This is a genomic window from Wolbachia endosymbiont (group A) of Epagoge grotiana, assembly GCF_947251775.1.
GTDB classification, from domain to species: domain Bacteria; phylum Pseudomonadota; class Alphaproteobacteria; order Rickettsiales; family Anaplasmataceae; genus Wolbachia; species Wolbachia pipientis.
Genome location: NZ_OX366387.1, coordinates 80,726 through 102,510 on the forward strand (window position 1 = coordinate 80,726; position 21,785 = coordinate 102,510).

19 protein-coding genes and 2 pseudogenes are annotated in these 21,785 nt (G+C 35.0%); 19 read left to right on the plus strand and 2 right to left on the minus strand.

The features are described from left to right. Positions 1-47 precede the first annotated feature (47 nt). Entirely contained in the window at positions 48-536 is a 489-nt protein-coding gene (locus OPR50_RS00465; protein ID WP_265024098.1) for a sigma-70 family RNA polymerase sigma factor, read from the minus strand. A gap of 251 nt (positions 537-787) precedes the next feature. Here OPR50_RS00465 and OPR50_RS00470 point away from each other — a divergent pair. The 6 genes and pseudogenes from OPR50_RS00470 to OPR50_RS00495 form a co-directional block, all read left to right on the plus strand. Next, positions 788-1,237 (plus strand): annotated as a pseudogene (locus OPR50_RS00470) (hypothetical protein); the annotation flags it as partial. Positions 1,238-1,513: 276 nt separating this feature from the next. Further along, positions 1,514-1,696, plus strand: coding sequence for a hypothetical protein (locus OPR50_RS08570; RefSeq protein WP_458694428.1), 183 nt, complete (start codon positions 1,514-1,516; stop codon positions 1,694-1,696). 7 nt (positions 1,697-1,703) lie between these two features. After that, entirely contained in the window at positions 1,704-2,018 is a 315-nt protein-coding gene (locus tag OPR50_RS00480; RefSeq protein ID WP_265024101.1) for a hypothetical protein, read from the plus strand. A gap of 17 nt (positions 2,019-2,035) precedes the next feature. Continuing rightward, complete coding sequence (locus OPR50_RS00485; RefSeq protein ID WP_265024102.1) at positions 2,036-3,109, plus strand: Tc toxin subunit A; 1,074 nt, start codon at positions 2,036-2,038, stop codon at positions 3,107-3,109. Positions 3,110-3,126: 17 nt separating this feature from the next. After that, positions 3,127-7,140, plus strand: a complete 4,014-nt coding sequence (locus tag OPR50_RS00490) for a Kelch repeat-containing protein (protein WP_265024103.1) — start codon at positions 3,127-3,129, stop codon at positions 7,138-7,140. A 66-nt stretch (positions 7,141-7,206) separates the two neighbouring features. Next, positions 7,207-7,416 carry a hypothetical protein gene (locus OPR50_RS00495; RefSeq protein ID WP_265024104.1) on the plus strand — a complete coding sequence of 70 codons (210 nt, stop codon included), beginning with the start codon at positions 7,207-7,209 and terminating at the stop codon, positions 7,414-7,416. Here the strand turns inward: OPR50_RS00495 and OPR50_RS00500 are convergent. After that, positions 7,401-8,867 carry an IS4 family transposase gene (locus OPR50_RS00500; protein ID WP_264339584.1) on the minus strand — a complete coding sequence of 489 codons (1,467 nt, stop codon included), beginning with the start codon at positions 8,865-8,867 and terminating at the stop codon, positions 7,401-7,403. The genes OPR50_RS00495 and OPR50_RS00500 overlap by 16 nt on opposite strands. A 406-nt stretch (positions 8,868-9,273) precedes the next feature. Between OPR50_RS00500 and OPR50_RS00505 the strand changes: the two are divergent. The 13 genes and pseudogenes from OPR50_RS00505 (at position 9,274) to OPR50_RS00565 (ending at position 21,783) form a co-directional block, all read left to right on the plus strand. Next, positions 9,274-10,734: pseudogene (locus tag OPR50_RS00505) on the plus strand (Tc toxin subunit A-related protein). Position 10,735: 1 nt separating this feature from the next. Next, a complete protein-coding gene (locus OPR50_RS00510; protein WP_265024105.1) occupies positions 10,736-11,056 on the plus strand; it encodes a hypothetical protein in 321 nt (106 codons plus the stop codon). Beyond that, positions 11,056-12,984 carry a DUF4815 domain-containing protein gene (locus OPR50_RS00515; protein WP_265024106.1) on the plus strand — a complete coding sequence of 643 codons (1,929 nt, stop codon included), beginning with the start codon at positions 11,056-11,058 and terminating at the stop codon, positions 12,982-12,984. The genes OPR50_RS00510 and OPR50_RS00515 overlap by 1 nt, the downstream gene beginning before the upstream one ends. A gap of 9 nt (positions 12,985-12,993) precedes the next feature. Then, positions 12,994-14,172: a hypothetical protein gene (locus tag OPR50_RS00520; RefSeq protein WP_070356855.1), complete on the plus strand. Its 1,179-nt coding sequence runs from the start codon at positions 12,994-12,996 to the stop codon at positions 14,170-14,172. A gap of 4 nt (positions 14,173-14,176) precedes the next feature. Continuing rightward, positions 14,177-14,371: a hypothetical protein gene (locus tag OPR50_RS00525; protein WP_265023926.1), complete on the plus strand. Its 195-nt coding sequence runs from the start codon at positions 14,177-14,179 to the stop codon at positions 14,369-14,371. Next, entirely contained in the window at positions 14,368-15,783 is a 1,416-nt protein-coding gene (locus OPR50_RS00530; protein WP_265024107.1) for a hypothetical protein, read from the plus strand. The genes OPR50_RS00525 and OPR50_RS00530 overlap by 4 nt, the downstream gene beginning before the upstream one ends. Positions 15,784-15,793: 10 nt before the next feature. Beyond that, positions 15,794-16,354, plus strand: a complete 561-nt coding sequence (locus OPR50_RS00535; protein WP_265024108.1) for a hypothetical protein — start codon at positions 15,794-15,796, stop codon at positions 16,352-16,354. Next, positions 16,347-17,525 carry a phage tail sheath subtilisin-like domain-containing protein gene (locus OPR50_RS00540; RefSeq protein WP_265024307.1) on the plus strand — a complete coding sequence of 393 codons (1,179 nt, stop codon included), beginning with the start codon at positions 16,347-16,349 and terminating at the stop codon, positions 17,523-17,525. Before OPR50_RS00535 ends, OPR50_RS00540 begins: the two co-directional genes overlap by 8 nt. Positions 17,526-17,540: 15 nt before the next feature. Then, a complete protein-coding gene (locus tag OPR50_RS00545; protein WP_265024109.1) occupies positions 17,541-18,038 on the plus strand; it encodes a phage major tail tube protein in 498 nt (165 codons plus the stop codon). Positions 18,039-18,133: 95 nt separating this feature from the next. Beyond that, a complete protein-coding gene (locus OPR50_RS00550; protein ID WP_265017161.1) occupies positions 18,134-18,997 on the plus strand; it encodes an Rpn family recombination-promoting nuclease/putative transposase in 864 nt (287 codons plus the stop codon). Positions 18,998-19,118: 121 nt separating this feature from the next. After that, positions 19,119-19,376, plus strand: coding sequence for a phage tail assembly protein (locus tag OPR50_RS00555; protein ID WP_264374790.1), 258 nt, complete (start codon positions 19,119-19,121; stop codon positions 19,374-19,376). After that, positions 19,373-19,504, plus strand: coding sequence for a hypothetical protein (locus OPR50_RS00560; protein WP_265024110.1), 132 nt, complete (start codon positions 19,373-19,375; stop codon positions 19,502-19,504). The genes OPR50_RS00555 and OPR50_RS00560 overlap by 4 nt, the downstream gene beginning before the upstream one ends. Further along, positions 19,486-21,783 carry a phage tail tape measure protein gene (locus tag OPR50_RS00565; protein WP_264377281.1) on the plus strand — a complete coding sequence of 766 codons (2,298 nt, stop codon included), beginning with the start codon at positions 19,486-19,488 and terminating at the stop codon, positions 21,781-21,783. Before OPR50_RS00560 ends, OPR50_RS00565 begins: the two co-directional genes overlap by 19 nt. The last annotated feature ends 2 nt before the right edge of the window (positions 21,784-21,785 follow it).

The following is a 21,785-nucleotide window of genomic DNA, read 5'->3' on the forward strand; positions in this document are numbered from 1 at the left end:
CACCTCAATGGTATATGTTATATATTCAGGAAAGGTAGAATTTATGTTCAATTTTTCTTTTTTCCCTTGTAGTAGATGGAAGAGAGTTTTATACGTATTTTTCTTACCATAGTATTTAAAGTAGTTCTTGATATGTTGTTCATCTTAGCAACTTCATATAAGTTAAAGTACTTGAGTTGCTCGCATATCTTTTGCATCTTTCTTGGTAGTGTTGAAATCATGTAATCTACATCAGTACGTTTCGCTACTTCATCTTCAAAAGCTTTTGTTTTCTCAATATTGACATAGTTATTAATATTGCGCTTCATACATAGTTGTTTCTCCAATAAGTTATTGGCACGACGTTCAGTTAATCTTGCTACAAAAGTGTTAAAGCTACCTTTACTTTCATCATATCTATCAAGATAAGTCCAAATTTCACAGAAAAGTTCTTGCTCAAGATCTTCATGAGTTTCATGAGCAAAGCATTCAAAAAGTTTTAATCTCTTAGCTTGATACCGTATATTTTGAACAACTATGGCAGTTTTTAGTTTCATAACTTTTCCCTAAAACAATTAATGCTTTAAGGATGAGAACTTATAGGTGCACTTTGTAGGACAGGAGCAAAAATAAATAATACAGATGCAATTTTTAACCTATTGATATTCTATTGTTTTTTTCCGAGAATAATACAGTTCGATTTTTAAATAATACTGCAACAAAAAATTAGGCAAAAATTCATTTTTTTTGGACAAAAATTTTTCAAATCCTGAATATATATTATATAAGCCTTTCAAACTCATCACAGGTGTCAATTCTTACACAGTCAGGAAGAGCAGCAATAGCAGCAAGCATAAAAGAGCAAGTTATACATCTTGCTTGGGGTAGTGGTGATGCCAATTGGGAAAGTAGCCATCAGGTCGAAAAAGTTTTTGTTGAGGGTGAAATAGCTCTAGATCACCACACTATTAAAGATGTAAGGGTTTTTACAGGACAAACAACTTATCAGCCAAGTATAGATTATATAGTTGATAGCAGTAGTGGTGTAATAAAACGTACGGAAAATAGCTCTATTCCAGTAAGTGATAAAGTTACTGTACAGTATACTGAAAGCACACCACCTGAACCTATAAATTCTATAAAGCTCTTGAATGAACTTGGCAGACGTACTGCAGATGAAGTGCTATTCTGCACAGGTGATGAAAATGGAGAGCTTTTGACCCCTTCTGGAACTTACTATTACCCACAAATAAAAACATAGTATTGTATTTACTCAAATAATTTAATTTTATTAACCTGAAAGCTTATTAGATTAAAATTATTAAACTAAGAGTTATAATTTTAGCAACTAAAAGCTGTAAATTGCACCATATAAACAGTTATTTCAAGCAAAAGTTATGCCATTAAGAGCTATGCAACAAACATTTATATTTGTGGGTAATAGTAAGCTTCTGGAAGGTTTAGGCCCTCAAATGTACCAACTAATAATCTCTATCTTAAATTTACTTTCGATTTCACGGACGCAGCAAATCAAGTGATAAGGGAATTAGGGGTTATGGTTGGTACTAAAGTAAAAGAAGGGTTACCTAGAGGACAAAGATATTTTGAACCAAAAGACGTGGAAAATCCTGGAATCTTATTAGTTTTAGAACACACCGTACCACTTATCAGAACTGCAGCAACCCGGGAAACATTTGCCTTTGTAGTAACATTTTAAAAAATTTATGAAAGGAGAAAAAGAAATGACAAATGATGCGCTTATTCGTTTACAGAAGATGGGACTTGATGATTCCACTGCTGAGCAGCTACTGAGTTTTAAAGACGATGAAAACTTCTTATATGACTCAGTGTTTAAAATTACTGACTTATCCGAGAATAGGTTTGTTGAAGTAGTAAAAGATACATTTTTAGAAAGCACGGCACTGGATATCTATCAAAAAGCTGTAGCCAGAAAGAAGTTTATTTCAGTTTATGTAGCAAATGCTAAGGAAATTTCTGAGCCTCACTATCGAGCTCAACGCTGCTGCAACATACATTAAAATTTATAGGGGAAAACATGCATATACCAAAAATCTTTAATACTGATGATTACAATCAGTGTGAAAGTTGCCAATCAGTACTAAGTCCTGCAGCTTATCTGGTTAAGTTATTGGAAATAGTTGGTAAATATATTACAGCACAACCAACTAAATCACTTGAAAAACGTCGTCCAGATCTCTACGATATCAAACTCGATTGCGACAATACCAACAAAGAGAAGTTATACCTTGAAATCGTAAATGAGATAATGGAGGAAAAGCTAAAGCATGATCTTGAAGATGATATTCTAAGTAAACTTGCAACTGCTAAATATCCTTTTAATCTTCCAGCAAATCTCCCGCTGATGAGTATACGTGCTTACCTTAAGAAACATAAGACGAGCTTAGCAGGGATATACAAAATGCTCATTGAAAATGCTGATACTGATGCAGAGTTTTTAGGTCTTTCTCCGGAGGAATATGAAGTAATTACGTCTGATAATGAAACAGAAGCTTATTTAAAAGAGGTATATGGAATAAAAGATGGGGAAATAGATCAACTAAAAAATGTTGATAAATTTATTGCACAAACAGGTATAGAGCACGATAAACTTCAGTCATTACTTGATAGCTATAATAAAATTAAAGGTTCAATAATACTTACCGTTACAGAACAAACTATAGATGAGCACAAAAAACAAATTATAGATAACCTTGATAACCAAGCACTAAGCTTTCTACATCGCTTTATTCGTTTAGCAAACAAACTCAACTGGTCATTTGATGAGTTAACTCAAGCACTAAGTGAGGGTAAAATTGATCAGAAAAAAATAGCAAAGATTAAAAATCTACATGAAAAATTTCAACAACCTTTAGCTAAAATATTTGCATTGTATGCTGATAGTCTACCAGAGGGTATATCAAATAAAATTGACAGTTTACCAGAATTTAAAGCACTTCTAAGTCAAAAAAGCCTCAAAGATTTAGCTGCCACAGCAAGTAACTATAGTACATTACAAAATATTTTAGGAGTAAATAGTAATGAATTAACTTCTTTAATTAACTACCACAATGATCAAATGATCAAGAGGTATTCGGAGAAAAAATTTTAAAAGTATACAAACAAGTTATGCTTGCAAGATTAGTAAACATACCAATAGCAGAGCTCTTATCACAATTAAAGATAGAAGGAGTAAATCAAGAGAACGTAGTTGAATTTAACGATTGGCTAAAGAAACATACAATTACCACTGAACAAATAATCAGATTAGTTAATCCTACTTCAAGTAAGCAACTCGCAGAACAATTGCACAATTCAGTACAAGGAGTAAAAGATCAGCAAAGTTTCTATAACGAGGTGTATAAGTTTGTAGGTAATATTCAACCTGAAATACTAGATGCTATTTATACATTTACTGCTGATCCAGAGAATCCGCAATCATTTTCAGACAGAGGATTTTTAGAAAAGTTTCTTCATAATATAGATGTATTTACAACATTAAAATTTGAAGTAGAGAGTATTGCAAATTACAAGAGTGCATATGGAGGACAAGAAACCTGGTCAATTGAGCAGATCAAGACTTTAGTAAACTATAGAACACTAAAGGGATTATATTCTAAGTTGCCAGAATACATAAGCTGGCTATATGGAAATGACTACAAAAGTGACAAAATAATAGAAAAAATGGTTCAGCTAACTGGTTGGAATCAAGATACGCTAGAAGCTATTAAAGAGGTCAAAATATTTAGGCCATGTTTTGAGAAGCAAGATCCAGTAGGCTCTCTGATGAAGATTAAACCTCTCATGGATATAGCTGGTATTAACGTCAAAGTTCTACTAAAGCTCAAGGATTTATATAATTTAAAAGTAAGTGGAAATGATGAGTGGAAAAAATACACTGATGTTGCTCGAGATTTGGAGCTCATTACTGAAGAAGACGAAGGATATTTAGCAAGAGAAAAACGGGATATTCTTGCAAGGTACATGATACATATCAATCCAGACCTAAAAAACATGAGGGATCTCTATGGGTTCTTGCTGATAGATGTTGAAATGAGTGAATGTTCAAAGATTTCGCCGATTAAAGCAGCACTAAATAGTATTCAGCTATACATTCATCGTGCTATGATGAAGATAGAAGAAGGTGTAGAGGTTGATAAAGACTTTACTGAAGAAAAATGGAAATGGCTATCTAGTTATCGAGAATGGGAAGCAAGTAATAAGATAAAATTATATCCAGAAAACTACTTAAATCCGACTTTACGTAAAGTTATAACTCCAGAGTACAAAAAGCTACAGAATACTTTAATGCAAGGAAACATCACCGATGAAGGAGTAAGTGATGCATACATGAAGTATTTTGAAGATTTTGAACAAGTGACTAGCTTAAAGATAGTTGATAGTTGTTTTGAAAGAGTAGAAGGAAAAAATACTTTATATGTTATTGGTCGCACCCTTGCCCAATCCTATGATTATTATTACCGCACAGCAATATTTGATGAAGAAAACCAAAATATCCTCTACTGGACTGCGTGGGAGAAAATAGAAGCATCGATACCAGTTAAAACTATAACCCCAATACATGCATTTAACAGATTATTTATATTTTGGGTGCAGCAAATTGAAAAAGGGAAAGATAACGAAAAAAGAGTTGATGCAACGATTAATTATATCTTTCAAAAGCCAAGTGGCAGTTGGACAGCACCGCAAAAATTAGCAAGCGATATTAAAGTAGATCCAGTTAATGAAGCAAAGAAATTATACTGGAAGAAAGTAGCAGCTTTTTACCTAAAAGAACATGGCGGAAAGGAAAGACGAATTGTAGTTGTTATAGGTGAAACTAAGTTTGATAGTCAGACTTCATCTAATTTATTTACTCTTGATGAAGATTTAGTTGCTAGTGAGAATCAGAAAGGAGAATTTATTGGCAATCTTACTTACGATGTGCGTACTATTAATCTAAAGAAGCACCCTGATATAAATGCAACAAGGACTACAATTGGAAATAAGATTATTTTCTTTGGTGGTATGATTTTTGGCGGTAGTATAGGTGATATTGAGTCCGCAAAGGTAGATATCTATGATAATGAAAATGAAACCTGGACAACTCACACTGCTAGTGAAGGGCGAACCCATTCAGAAGTTGCAATAGTAGGCAAGAAGGCTATTTTCTTTGGTGGTAACAAAGATAGGAATCAATATTCTTCACAAGTAGATATTTATGACAATGAAACTGGAACATGGTCAACCCATACCGTTAGTGAAGCAAGAAGATCAGTAGACATTGCAGTAGCGGTAGTAGGCAAAAAAGCTATTTTCTTTGGCGGACCAAAAGGTGATCGAGTATATTCATCGAAAATAGATATTTATGATGATGAAACTGGGAGTTGGACAACCCATACTGCTAGTGAAGCAAGAGAGAATGCAGAAGTTGCAGTAGTCGGCAAAAAGGCTATTTTTTTTGGAGGCTGGAGAGGTCAATACTCGTCAAAGATAGATATTTATGATGATGAAACAGGAAGATGGACAACTCGTACTGCTAGTGAAGCACAATATGGTGGAAAAGTTAAAGTAGTAGATAAAAAAGCTATTTTCTTTCAAGGATGGGGAGAAAAAAGTAATGGTAGATCCAGACAAATAGATATTTATGACGACGAAAAAGGCACATGGACAACTCATGCTACCCGTGAAGCACGAGACACAGTTGCAGTAGTAGGGAAAAAGGCTATTTTCTTTGGAGGATGGCAGTCTTCACAAATAGACATTTATAATTATGAAACAGAAAGCTGGTCAACTCGTCCAGTTACTGAAGCACGATATGATATAGACACTGTAGTAGTGGGGAAAAAGGCTATTTTTTTTGGAGGTGAGAAAGACAGTAATCAATATTCTGCTCAAGTGGATATTTATGATGATGAAACTGGAAGGTGGACTACTCATACTGCTAGCGAAGCACGAAGACACACACAAGTTACAATAGTAGGCAGAAAAGTCATCTTTTTTGGAGGTCAGAAAGACGAGTATCAACACTCCTCACAAGTAGATATCTATGATGATGAAACTCAAGAATGGTCAACAAAAACTTATACTGACAATCAAGCATGTGGTATACAGGCTATAGTACTAGGTGAAAAAGCCATTTTCTTTAATTGTGGAATAATAAATATCTACAACAATGAAAGCAGTACATGGACCACTATAACTACAGCTACTGATATTTATTATACAGCACATATCATTCAAGGAAAAAAGGTGACATTTATTGGTAGAGAGATGGGTTATGGATATAAAATGTTAAAGTGTGAAATATTAGCAGATAAAATTCTTAGTTCCTCCTACGACATAATTAATAATGATGATAAGTTTAATTTAGGAGAAACCAAAAACATTTTTGAGACTAATATTACTAATAAAGAGGGTAATGCTAAACTCTTATATGAAAATGATTCTACAAAACAATTAACATTATTAGGTGGTTTCAAAAAATCCCTAGCACAACAAGTAATAAATAAGCCAGGATGGTTTATTGTTGAAGGTAACTTAGAGCGTGAAAATATTCGTGAATCTTTCTTGCTTTTACCTAAAGATTACAATTTATCTGCAATTAGTGAGCAATCAACTTATAAGATAAATAAGGATGAAAATAAACTTGAGTTTGAGTATATCGGTGAAACTCCAAAAAAATTAGATTTTAAAGATATGAAATTCTCTTTTATGAGATTAAACATCACTGGCAATGTGCGTGATTTACGGCAAAAAGCTTATGCTGGAGGGCCAAAGAGAATTTTAACTTTAGAGTCGCAGAAAATAGAACAACTTAAATTCGAAAGATTTAACCCAACGAATAGTGTTGTTCATCGTCCAAGTGATCTTTTAGATTTTAGTGGTGCCTATGGTCTTTATCTGTGGGAGATATTCTTTCATATACCAATGCTGACTGCATGGCATTTAAATCGAGAACAGGATTTTGCTACAGCAAGAAAATGGTATCAATATATCTTCAACCCTACCAATGATAAAGCATGGCAGTTTTTGCCTTTTGAAGAGCATAATAGCGATAATATCGTTGCATCACTGAGTGATACGCAAACTACTACAGAATTAGCAATTGATCCATTTGACCCATACACCATTGCAAAATAACATGTAACTTCATTTGAAAAGTACATCATCATATCTTACGTAAACAATCTCATCGATTGGGGAGATATGCTCTTTGCTAAGGGATCTTGGGAAGCATTAAATCAAGCTACGATGCTGTATATCAGAGCTTGGGATTTACTTGGCCCAAAACCTATTAAAAAAGGAAATTTTTCAGTTCAACCTCAATCCTTCAATGAATTAAAACAGCATGATTTATTGCAACTGGAAACAGAACTACCCTCTGGTTCACAACCTTACTATTACCCACAAGTATAAAATTCATGAGCAAGTTTCCATCCTTCTGCTAAATCAAAGAGACGTTTCCATCCCTTCCACAAAGCTATAGGGCCTGGTTCTAAGTCATTTTTGCGAGCTAAAAACCCTCCTAACTTGGCCACCCACCTCACAATTTCTCTTATAGGTGGTGGTGTCTCAGGATAGTTTTTTGTCTTAAGCATTTTGGTATATAAAACCTTCCATTCGTCGTCAGTCAGTATGAAAGTGCAAGAAAGATTTGGATTTGTTCTAGCTACTAGTGTGATAAAAAATATTCTCCATGCAATTATACTCATTATTGTAAGAAAGCGGATTAATCTATCTGCTGCTTGGAGCCTACATTCTTCAACTTTAAGACCAGATTTCAAAATTTTATGAAAAACCTCTATTCTCCATCTTAAGCAATACCATTGTATTTTTTCTACTGCTTCTTCAAAATTATTAATATTTATATTTGTCAACAAAATCCAGTTCACAGGCTCTTCGCCAAATGGGGGGTATTTTTCTATAGCATAGACAGCATTTAAACTTAAATTAGGAAGTTTTTGGGTTTTACGTCTAGCGTTATTTTTTGATGCATTCATCACAAAGTTGCTAAACTTTACTTCTAAAACTGTTGTTCTTTGAGGTTTATCATTGCGAGCAGGAATATTCACTTGTATTTCTCCTTGACAAGACATGCGATTCATCAGATCCCACAACCTTTCACCACCTTTTTCAGAATAAGTCGACTTCTTATTTATTGTTCTGTTTTGATTTCCTCTTACTACAAAAAGAGATTGATTAGTGGAAGCAACTTCAAATAAATCATACATATCTGCTTCTCTGTCACAGACGGTAACTACCTTGATATCCTTTAATCCAGGATGATTAGTAGAATATTTAAGTGATTCTATCCACCGTATGCTTTCTTTCTCTTCTATGGGAACAGCAGTATTATGGCTTCTTCTTTTCAACTCTTTTAGGTCTTCAGCTAAGGAGGGTCTAGTACTAATTTTTTGATCCAATAATCCTATAGGCAGTCCTTCTGTTGTAACTGCAAACGTTGTATGCATCACTAATCCATGTGTTTTAAAATTAGTTGTTTTAGATGTTAATCTTGCTGCTATAATCCCTAATCCTTCGGTCTTTTTATGATTTTTATATGAGATATAACTCGTGTCTTGGATAGCTAAGATAGTTGAGTATTCTTTAGCTCTTTCAACAGTTTTAATTATATGACTTTCTAATATCTTTCTCTCAGAAATGGCATCGTTTTGGAAAAATCTATAAGCTGCTTTACTTTGATGCCAATCTTCACAAGCTTGATTTATTGAACGCTCAGGCGATTCAGCAAAACTATTAACTATTTTTAGAAGCCTTTTACTTAATCTTATATCACCAAAATTAACAATTCCAAATTCACTTTCTGCCCATTCGCCAGTTGAAGTATTTATAGTTCTTTTCATCATATATTCCATTTTTAGACCATAGATCCATTTATAATAGAAAGTTGAATTAGTAAAATATCAGCTTTTTTACTATTTATATACTTATGGGTAATAGTAAGGTTCACAACCTGAAGTTCAATCTGATGAAGCTCATGATCTTATCAAATACAGCAATTACTTCTGCACGCCTGAAAACAAGAGCTTTATTGGTCTTTGGGATAAAGTTGAAGATCGTTTATACAAGATAAGACATTGTTTAGATATGGGAGGCAAAAAAGCAGTACCGCCTTTATTCCAGCCGCCGCTTAATCCTAAGCAACTATCAGCAGTAACTGGAGGCCACTCTGTAGAATTACCACAAATACACCTACCACATTATCGATTCAGTCAGATGGTGAGTTATGCAAAATCAATAGTTGAAACTGTGATGCAATTTGGCTCAGAGTTACTAGATGTTTTGGAAAAGAGAGATGCTGAATCATTAACTATTTTTTACAACAAACAAGAAGGGATAACCAGTAATTTAATCTCATCGATTAAAGAAAGGACCATAGAAGCTTTAAAGAAAGAACAAGATGCACTAAGTGTAAGTTTAAATAATGCTGAGGAGCGTAGATCGCATTATGAAAAATTAATTAGTTCTGGTGTATTTTCTGATTTACCAATTCTCAGTGGATTACTCCATGGTTTATCAGCTCTTGAATTAACAGGAGTAACTTTGCGTTCTGGAGCAATTGCAACAAGACTTGGAGCTTCTGGTACATTTGGAGCTGCAGCGTTAACTCATTGGACACCTACAATATTTGGCTTTTCTAATGGCGGTTTTCATCCCGGTTTTTCCGTAGAAGCAGGAGCAGAATCTTTCAGTGCCTTAGCAGATAATATGAGAGATGGTGCTGAATTATGCAACATTATAGCAAGTTATCAAAGACGTGATGAGGATTGGGATTTACAGAAAAAGTTAGCTACCTGTGATGTGAAGCAGATTAATCATACAATAGAGGCTAATCAAATTAACCAAGCTATTGCTGAGCAAGAATTAAAAGTACATCAAGAGTCAATCAAGCAAAACCAGGAAAAAAGAGAATTCTTTGAAAGTAAATTTACAAGTAAAGAGCTCTATGACTGGATGAAAGGGTAAATAGCGATAATATATTTCCAAGCTTATAAGATGGCCTTGGAGATGGTAAAACAAGTGGAAAAAACTTATCAGTATGAGCTGAATAACGATAGAGTATTTATTACAGCAAGCTCTTGGAATAGCTTAAAAGAAGGATTACTTGCAGGTCATAGCTTGAAATTTGCTCTTGAGCAGATGGCTAAAGAGTATCTTGATAACAATGAAAGAGCTCTAGAAATTACTAAGACCATACCTTTAAACCCTATTGCAATCAATGACTTAAAAACAAAAGGAAGCTGTAAGTTTGCATTAACAGAAAAGATGTTTGACCTTGATTTTCCAGGTCATTATTGCCGTAAGATCAAGAGTATAAGGATTACTATTAGAGCAGAAGTTGCTCCTTATCAGGATATTCATGCTACTTTGCAGCAAACAGGCAATAGAGTAGTACTTAAACCTGACATTGAGGCAATAAAATCATTACTTGGTGAAAGTGATGAATCAAATGAGTCGATAAGGGTAAATTGGAAAACAGGTCAACAGATAGCAATATCAAAAGGAAACCAAGCAGACAGTGGATTATTTGAATTAAACTTCAATGATGAACGTTATCTACCATTTGAAGGTACAGGGGCGGTATCTGATTGGATTTTAGAGCTACCAAATGCTAAAAAGGTTTCTGATGTAATTATTCATCTTGATTACACAGCATTTAACGGTGGAAAAGAATTAAGTAATAAAGTAAAAGCTCTGCCAAAACTGAAATGATATGCTGGCAGTGAAGTTAAGCGAGTTTGATCAAGAAGAGTGGCAAAGATTTAAACAATCATCAGAGCTTAAGTTTAAACCTACTTTTCCCGCAGAGATTAAAAACCCAGAAATTGATTTAAGTTATAACGGTGTTTACCTCATACCAAAGATCTCAGATGAAAGTCAGGTGGATATAAAACTTGGTAGTAATATTTGGGATAGAAATACCCATAAAGTAACCGTAACTCAGCTAGAAAGTGATTGGGTTATAAAAGCAACTAATGCAGATAAAATAGAGGAGATTATGGTGATAATACCTTATAAGGCAGAGGTTAATTAATGACCTTAAGCAGCTATTACAACCGCTTTAATCCTGATAAAGAATACGAAAAAAGCTTGTTTCTTGCAGGAAGAGGTCTACAGTCAGCAGAACTAAACGAGACTCAGGAGTATGCTCTCTCTAAGCTTAAAGGCATAGGTGATGCAATATTTCGTGATGGTGATGTTATAACAGGAAGCAATTGTATTATAGATAGAGAAACTGGTAAAGTTACACTTGAAGGAGGAAAAATCTATCTGCGTGGTGCAGTTAGAAAAGTCGAAAAAGAAGAGTTTGTTGTTCCTCTTAATACTATAGTTCGTATCGGTGTTTATTACGTAGAATCTACGATTACAGAACTTGAGGATGAAAATCTTCGTGATCCTGCAGTTGGTACAAGAAACTATCAGGAAGTAGGAGCTGCAAGGCTTAAAGTTTCCACCATTTGGGGTTATCAAGCAGAAGGTCTTTCTCCACGTTTTTCTGAAGGAGAGTTTTATCCAATCTATAACATTGAAAATGGAGTATTAATAGAACATTCACCACCTCCACAAGCAAACATAGTAACTACTGCTCTTGCTCGTTATGACAAAGAAGCAAATGGTTCCTACGTCGTAAATGGTCTTGAAGTAATGTTCCTGCAAAAGGAAGAGGGGGAAGGAGGAAAAAAAATATTTGTAATTAATGAGGGCAAAGCTCATGTTGATGGCTATGAGATTGAACTTCCTCACAGTATTCGTGTTTCTTTTGATGAAGATCCGGATATAAAATCAGTTGAATCAGAACCACATACTTTTCAGCCAAATAGCCAAAGAGTAATGGAACTTAAAGTTAATGATTTTCCAATAAGTGAAATTAAAAAAGTAGATATCACTGTTCAAAAAACCATTACCATTACTCATGGTTCATATTCTGGAGCTATTGATCCGATACCTGACTCTGCAGTACTTGAGATTATTCAAGTTAAACAAGGCAATGTTATTTATGAAAATAGTATAGACTATAAGTTAAATGCAGGAAATGTTGATTGGTCATTACCAGGTAAAGAACCAGCTCCTGGAAGTAGTTACCTAATAACCTATCGCTGTCGCACTCATGTAAGCCCTGAAGATATAAGTGAACAGGGATGCAAAGTAAAAAGAGCAGTTGATAACAGCTTGGTTCTGATTGATTACACCTGGAAAATGCCCCGCTATGATTTAATTACTATCGATAGCAAAGGAGTGGTAAGAAGAATAAAAGGAATTTCTCACCCTTGGCGACCATCAATGCCTAGAGCGCCTAGTGGACAACTTTTGCTCTGCTACATTCATCAGACGTGGAAAAAAGGCGAAGGGGTAAAAATAGTGAATAATGCTATTCATGCTGTACCGATGAATGAGCTTGAAGCAATGAAAAAAGGAATAAATGATCTTTATGCACTTGTTGCACAGGAGCGTTTACGCAATGATGCAAATTCAAGAGAACCTACCACCAAAAAAGGAGTATTTGTTGATTCGTTCTTTGATGATGATATGCGTGATCAAGGAATTTTGCAGTCTGCAGCAATAGTAAATAAGGAACTAATTTTACCAATAGATGTAACGATTGCTGATATTGATGGAGGAGAAAAAACTTATTTGTTGCCATATGAACTTGAACCGGTACTGGAGCAGCTTTTACAGACCAAAGGAGAAAAGATCAATCCATATCAAGCTTTTGACCCAGTCCCGGCAAAAGTTACCATGAACAAAAATATAGATCACTGGACGGAGGTTACTACGAATTGGAAAAGTCCAGTAACCAGAGTGTTTAATGTTAAAGAAACAACAGAGCTGCTGTCAAGTACCTCATACGAAACTGAATTTATGCGAGAAGCAACTCAAAATTTTGAGATTGAAGGTTTTGCAACTGGTGAAAAGCTTAAGGAAGTAAAATTTGATGGCCTAAGCATTCAACCCATACCATAGAGGAAAAAAGTGGAAAATCAAGGACGAATAAGTGGAAAGATAAAAATCCCAGCAAACATTCCAGCAGGTACTAAATTAGTACAGTTTTATGGGGATAAAGGAAGCTATGGAGAGGCAACTTATACTGGTAAAAAAACTATTACCATAGAAGAAAGAAGAAGAGTGATCGCAGCAAGACGAGTTGATCCTTTAGCCCAAACATTTACGCTAAATGAGAGCAGACACATAGGAGGCGTGGAGCTATGGTTTGTAAATAAAGGCAAAAAACGTGTTGTTGTGCAGATTAGAGAAACAGCAGTGGGAATGCCCTCGCAGACTGTCATTGCTGAAAGCTATATTGAGCCAAAAGATATAAAGATAGATGGCACAGCAACACGTATAACTTGGTCTCCTGTCTGGTGTGAATCTAGCAGAGAATATGCAATAGTTTTGCTAACCGATGATGCAGATACAGCAGTAAAAATAGCAGAGCTTGGCAAATATGATGTAGTAAATAGCCGCTGGGTAACGAGTCAGCCATATCAAGTAGGAGTATTACTATCATCAAGTAATGCAAGTACCTGGACTCCGCATCAAAATTTAGATTTAACGTTTCGACTACTAGCTGCAAAATTTAGTGAAAATTCTCATGTTATTGATCTTGGTAAAGTCACTGCAAACAACGTATCAGATTTAATAGTTTTAACAAATGTTGAAAAAGTAGCATTTGATACCAATGTAGAATTTATCTTAACAGATGAAGAAGGGAAAGAAAACTTTTTGTCTGATAATTTGCCGCTCGCGCTGCGTGAAAGACTATCTGGAGAGTTAACAGTAAAGGCAAATTTAAAAGGTGCAAAAGAAAAAAGTCCTGTTCTCTATCCTGGGTTACAGCTAGTTCTAGGTAATCTTTCAGAGTCCGGAGATTATGTTACAAGGAGCATTACAGCAGGAGCTAACACTAAGATAACAATTACCTATGATGCGCTAATACCTGGCACTGCAGATGTTAAAGCATATGTGGAACAAAGCGTCAAAGGATGGCAATTAGTAAATTTAACATCAGGAAAACCTATTGGGGAAAATTGGGTGGAGAGAACTCATGTACTAACAAACTTTAATAGCAATGAAACAAGGGTAAAATTGGTTTTAAGTGGAACGGTTATTTATCGGCCAAAGGTAAAAAACTTGCGGGTTGTTATAACGTAAGAAAATGCCAAATGATGAAACGAGGCGCGGATATCCTTTGCCACACCCAGAGAATATTGCAGTGGAAGATGTTGTTCGTATCCGTACCACAATTAAGAAAATAGATGAAGATATTACCGAAAGAGAAGATGAGCATAATCAACTTAAGAGTAATTTTGAGCGGTTTAATTTTGAGACTTTTTTAAATTTTTGGAAATGAAAGAAGCAATATACCAAAGGATAAAGGATTTAGCAGCAAACAGCACACCTGATCAACTGGCATATCTTGCAAAATCGCTGGAATTGATAGCAGATAAAAAAGCTATTGCTGACATTGTGCAGATGACTGAGGTAAAAGAGATAATTGATGCACTACAAAAGAGGCTTAAGGATTTAGCAGCAAACAGTACACCAGATCAATTAGCATATCTTGCTAAAGCATTGGAATCAATAGTCGACAAAAGTGCAGTTTCTGAAATTGTACAGATGACTGATGGTAAGCTAAAAGAACTTCTTGATAGTGCAAAAAAACACTTAACTGATCTGGATAATAAAAAAGCTAGTTCTTTAGCAGTGATCTCTGAATCAGAGAAGCAGTTATTAAAGAGAATTGATGAAAAAGGAACAACAAATTTATCGCTACTTGATACGAGAAAGAATGCCAGTATTGCAGCAATAAATAGTGTTGGCAATGATCATAAAGATGGTCTTAAGGGTTTAGTAGATAACTTTCGTGCTGTGAATGATGTGCCAAGTGGTTCGTCAATTATGAAAGAGATCAGGAGCAGAGAACCAACCAAGCTTAACTCCATAAATGATGTACCAAGTGGCTCATCAATCATGAAAGAAGTAAGAAAGCGTCACATGATTGAACCTGGAGCATTACCTTTCTTATTTGGTGTACTTGGCAGAAAAAATAATTATTTTGGCCACGGAACTTTTACGACAGAGCTTGGAAGGTGGAGTAGTGATATAACAAAAACCGACTATATGTTGCAATTACTAGCAGGTAGCCATACGTACAATACAGATTACGTTAGTTTTTATCGGCCAAGACAACTAAGTTTTATAGAGGGAAGTAAAGGAACATTTATTTACGGAGAGTTATGCACAAAAAGTTTTTCGGGTAGTTATGATGAGATATACTATTATCCGTATGCTGCACTTGGAGTAGTATTTGTAAAAAATACAACCAATGTGAACATAAATAAGACAATGGAATTTGTTGGATCATCGTATTCGAGTACGGAGTATGGGGGAGCAGGATTATTTGTGGGAACTCCTGATAACACTAATTCTAATAAATCAAGTATTTCAAAAATAGTATGGAAAAATGTTTACCAATACACGAGTTCTGATAGCAAGTTAGCCGGATCTGGTAATGTGGAGATTCCAGCAGGAAAAACAGTTGCAATATTACTTTACACATCATCTTATCTGTATTCCAGAACACAAGTTAGTCAAGGTATGCTTGCATCAAATTATGTACACAACTATGGTCAATTTATTCAGTGGGGGATTTATAACATACGTAGCAATTTTCTCACCACAGGGCTTGAGGTAGATGTGGAGAGAACGCTAAAAGCTTGGCAATGTCCAGGATTAGAACGAACTGATCAAATATGGCAATGAGGAGGAATTTGTGACTATTTATATACGTTTTGAAAACCACAAGCAGATTGAAACAACAACACTTGAAAACAAGCCAACAGGAAATGATTGGTATGAAGCGCCAAAGAATTTTGATTGGCAAAAAAGTTATTGTTTAACAGAAGGAGGAGAAATTGCTCAGCGTACTAAAGAAGATATACAAAAGGAGTTACTGGATAATGCGAAGCTTTGTGCATTTGATAGTATGCGTTTCTATTATGATAATCATACTCACCAATATGCAGGTCATTCTCACCAAAAAGCTAAATCTTATGAGATTCAAGCGGAAGCCGCAAAAAGCATTCTAGCAGCACCAGAATCTATGAATAAAAAGGATAAAGAAATTATAGAACCTTTAGCAAAAGTCCGTGGTATTACGGTTATTGAAATGGCAAGAATAATTGAGGAAAAAGTGAAAAAAGCAGTAAAAGCAATAATTAAATGTGAAGAGCTTGAAGATTTAGCCAAAAGAAAGATTGAAGAAGCTAAAAGTGAAAATGAGCTACAGACTTTGCTAGATGATTTCAGGAAAAAAATACAAAGAAATGGCTGAAGAATTTTTACATGGCGTAAATGTTATTGAGGTAACCTCAGGAGCAAAGACAGTACGTACAGCTAAATCATCAGTGATAGGTGTAATTGGTACTGCACCTGATGCTGACGAGCAAAAATTTCCACTGAGTAGTCCAGTATTAATAGCGGGAAGCTTAAAAGAAGCAGCAAAGCTTGGGAAAAAAGGAACTTTGCCTTCTGCAGTAAATGGAATATTTTCTCAAGTTGGTGCAACAGTAGTAGTTATTCGAGTTGAAGAAAGTGAAAACAGCGATTCAAAGCTCAAAGAAAGTGAAACTATTCAAAGTATAATCGGTGGAGTTGATAAAGAGACTGGAGAGTATCAAGGGATAGAGGCATTCCTCAGCAGTGAAAGTATAATTCATGTTGCTCCAAGAATATTAATTGCACCTCAATTTACTCATCAATTGCCTGAATCTGAAAATCCTAAAAACCCAGTAGTAGCAGCTTTGATAGGAGTAGCAGAAAAGCTGAGAAGCATAATAGTAGCAGATGGTCCAAATACCAATGATGAAGAAGCAATAAAGTGGAGAAAAAGTGTAGGCAGCTCAAGAGTTTACGTGGTTGACCCATGGGTTAAGGTATTTGAAGGGGAAGAAAGGCCAGCAAGTCCATTTGTAGCTGGTTTAATAGCTAAGATAGACAGCGAGCAAGGCTTCTGGCACTCACCTTCAAATAAAGAAATAAACGGTATTGTTGGAACAAGCAGGCCTATTGATTTTACGCTCGGTAATACAAATTGCAGAGCAAACCACTTAAATGAAAATGAAGTAACAACGATAATTCATCAAAACGGCTATAGGCTTTGGGGAAATAGAACATGTTCAAATGACTCAAAATGGGCTTTTCTGTCAGTGAGAAGGACTGCAGATTTAATCAACGATAGTTTACTTCGAGCTCATCTATGGGCAGTTGATCGCAATATCACCAAAACTTATATAGATGATGTGATTGAGGGGGTGAATTCTTATTTGGCCAATTTAAAAGCGCAAGGAGCTATTATCAGTGGAAAATGTTATGCAACACCAGAGCTCAATACACCGGCAAGCATTGCAAGCGGGAAAGTGTATTTTGACTTCGAGTTTACACCACCATATCCGGCAGAACAGATTACTTTCAGGTCACATCTTGTGAGTGGTACAATATTATAAAAATGGGAGAAAGAGATGTTACCGAAGATTTTAAAGAATTTTAATGTATTCGTAGATGGTCGGGGTTATGCAGGAAAAATTGATGAGATAACGCTACCAAAGCTTACCATAAAAACAGAAGAGTACCGTGCTGGTGGTATGGATATTCCAGTAAATATTGATATGGGCATGGAAAAGATTGAAGCAGATTTCACTTTTTCTGAATACGATACAGAGCTCTTTCGGCTATTTGGTCTAATAAATGGGAATTCAGTTTCTTTGACACTCAGAGGTGGAATGCAAGGTAATGATATTGAAGGAGTAATAATCAACCTTAGGGGCATATTCAGAGAATTTGATTTTGGTAGCTGGAAACCTGCTGAAAAAGCAACGCTGAAGTGTACTGTAGCTGCTCATTACTATAAACTTACTATCGGTAGTAATGAATTAATAGAAATCGATGCTGAGAACATGATCCGTAAGATTAACGGTGTTGATCAAATGGCCTTGCTGCAAACGATTTTAGGGATTTAATGGAATAGATGGATGCCTTTTCATATAACCACTTTTTTATTGAAAAATTACTGATAATACTGTATAATTATTAATGTTTTTTAAGCATTTGTGCTATGGCTTTATCTAAATTTCTCGACCCTAAAAATGATATAGCATTTCGCCGTATCTTTGGTACAGAAAAGAATAAAGACATCCTCATTCACTTCCTCAATGATATTCTGAGCTTTACTGGCAAAAATGCAATACAGGATATAGAGTTTTTAAGTACTATTCAAGATCCCGAAATTGCCGCTAAAAAGCAAAGTATTGTTGATGTGCTATGTAAAGATTCAACAGGAGTACAATGGATAATTGAGATGCAGGTTGCTAAAACCAAAGGCTTTGAAAAACGTGCCCAATATTACGCTGCTAAAGCCTATTCAAGACAAGCAGATAAAGGTGATCAATACCATGACCTTAAGGAAATTATCTTTATTGCTATAGCAGACTGTATACTATTTCCGGATAAGTCTGAGTATAAATCAAAACACACCATTCGGGATGAAGATACTAATGAACATGATCTAAAAGATTTTTACTTTGTATTTATTGAACTGCCTAAATTTTCCAAAACTAAAGAAGATCAGCTTTCAAATATAGTTGAGAAGTGGGTGTATTTTTTTAAGTACGCTGATGAAACAAGTGAAGAAGAATTGGAAAGAATAACAGGAAGTGACGTAATAATCAAAAAAGCGTATGAAGAGCTAAACAGGTTTAACTGGTCAGAAAAAGAGTTTATAGCCTATGAACAGGAGACTAAGCGTATTCGTGATGAACAGGCTGTCCTTGCTCAAAAACTTGATGATGCCAAAAAAGAAGGAAAGATTGAAGTTGCAAAAGCGATGTTGACTAATAATGTTGATATTAGCACTATTGTCAAGTGTACAGGTCTTTCTGTCGATGAAGTTCAAGAATTAATCCAAGTGGAAAGGAAATAATCCCTACTACAACTTTTATATTAGGTTATCTCTTCAATCAAACATAAAAACTGTAATAAAAAAAATTAGTTATGTAAAAGCCGGTATAGACTTTTATTTAATTAACTTTTTAAGGAGGAACATGCAAGCTATAACACTTAATAACCCAATAACAGTTGATGGTATTTCTGTCTCAGAACTTACTGTTAGACGTCCAAAAGTTAGAGACTATTTGGTAATAGAACGCCTTAATGGTAGTGACCTAAATAAGGAAGTAACTTTGACTGCCAATTTGACATCAGTTGCAAAAGAAGCGATTGAAGAGTTAGATATTGCTGATTATGTAAAAGTGCAAGAGGTATTAAAAGATTTTTTTTCACCAATTATCCAAAAAACTTGAGGTCAGAAGTAACCGAGCTCAGTTCTATTATTGGTAGTGGAATTGAGCCTTTGCTTGATATGGAAATTAACGAATTTATCTTATGGCATGAAGCAGCGAGGAAGGTACAATGTCAACGTTATCTATAAAAATCGGAGCAGTCTTAGATGGCAGTTTTAATACTGTAATAAAAGGAAGTAGTAGTCAACTTACTCATCTTGGTGAGAATATAAGAAAGCTTGACTCATCTTTAAAATCAGTATCAAAGTTTAAGCAGTTGGGTCATGATGTTTTGACTAGCAAGAGGTCATGGAAAGGTTTTGAGGATCAAGTAAAATCTTTAGCTAAACAAATGAAAGCGATAGAGAAACCAAGCAAAACTTTAAAAGCTGAGTTTGATAAAGCTAAGTTTTCTGCAACAAAAGCAAAAGAAGCATATTTGAAAAAGAGAGATGCTTTACATTCATTTAATGAAGAAGTAAGAAAAAGTGGAAGAAATATTAAGTCATTAGTAAGTGATCAATATAAACTTGGTTCTTCTATTGAAGTGCTAAAAGGTAAGTATGGTAAGCTTGGGTCTGCAATACGTAGTCACCAAAGTTTTTTAGCAAGTAAAGCACATTTTAAGTCACAAATTATAGAGACTATTGGGCTAGGTCTTTCGCTTGCAGCTCCAGTTAAAGTTGCGATTGATTTTGAATCGGCTATGGCTGATGTTAAGAAGGTAGTAAAGTTTGATAATAAAAAAGATGAAGTAACTAAATTTGCTGAAGGGTTAAAGGAAATGTCAAGAACAATACCATTATCAGCCGCAGAATTAGCACAAATAGCTGCAAGCGGTGGACAGCTTGGTATCAAGAAAGAAGATCTTTTTAAGTTTACAGAAACAGTAGCAAAAATGTCTACAGCATTTGATATGTCTGCAGAGCAAGCAGGTGATTCCATAGCTAAACTTTCTAACGTTTATGGAATTGATGTTAGTGAAATGGAGCATGTTGGTAATGTAATCAACCACTTATCAGATAACACTGCTGCCAAAGCAAAAGATATGGTTGAAGCTCTAGCAACAGTTGGTGGTACTGCAAAGCAGTTTGGATTAAAGTTTGAACAAACAAGCAGCTTAGTAAATGCTTTTATTAGTTTAGGTAAACAACCAGCAAAAGCTGCAACTGCTATAAATGCACTGCTTAGCAAACTTCAAACTGCTGAAGGTCAAGGAAAAGAATTCAAAGCAGCACTAGAAGAAATGGGCATAACCGCGGAAGAAATGGTACAAAGGATCAGTGAAAGCGGAGAAGAAGCACTACTTCACTTTTTTCAAACTCTAAAGAAAATGGATAATCAGGAGCGTTCTACAATCCTGATGAAACTTTTCGGTCAGGAATATCAAGATGATATTGCATTATTAGCTGGAAGTTTTAATAAGTATGAGGATGCAATAAAGTTACTGGCTAATACAGAAAAGTACGGAAGCTCTCTGCAAGAAGAATTCAAAAATCGTGCAGACACTACAGCTAATAAATTACAATTACTTAAAAATGCAATAGTTGAAGCTGGCATGAATCTAGGGTCAGTAATGTTACCTACCTTGAATTATGTAGCTGGAAGTTTGAAAACAATAACAGAGCATATAGCTTCTTTTGCAGAAAAATATCCAACTTTAACCACGACGATCATGGGTACTGTAGCAGCTTTGATAAGTTTAAAAATTGCAGCAGTAGGACTAGGATACGGATTTACATTGCTAGGAAGTACGATTTTTGGTCTGAAAGCAAACCTACTTGGAGTATTTTCATTTTTATCAGCTACAGTTTTTCCTGCAGTAGTAACAGGACTAAGAGCAATAACGCTTGCTGTAATGAGTAATCCTATAGGGCTTTTAATTGCTGGACTTGTTACTGGCGCAGCTCTTGTTATCACTAACTGGCAAAAGGTGAAAGACTTTTTCTCTAGCTTTTGGAAATCGATAATAAAACCCATAGAAGAAGCTTTTTCATGGATAGGGGAAAGTGTATTTGGAAAAGTATTAGGGAATAGCCCACTGAAAGAGTTTGAAAAAAGAAAAACTGAAGTAAAAGCAGTACATAGTCCCCTAAAGAGTAATATTCTCAACAGTGGAAATCCTTTGCTAAGTAACAGTATAATTAAAGAATTTTCCAAGAGAAATCAGAATAATTTCAGAATCAAAAGCCTTATTGAGGAGAAAAAGTTTACAGAGAGCGATAATGATAAGATATTTGCAGATTTTGGAAGGAGTAAATTTGAAAATAAAGAACAAAATAAAACTCAGAACATCACTAATAATTACACTATCAGCATTAAAGCAGAGCCAAATCAAGATGTTCGTAGTCTTGCAGATGAAGTAATAAAAAGGATAAGAGAAAAATCACGTGATGTTTTATTTGATACAGTAGAGACGTTTTATTGATC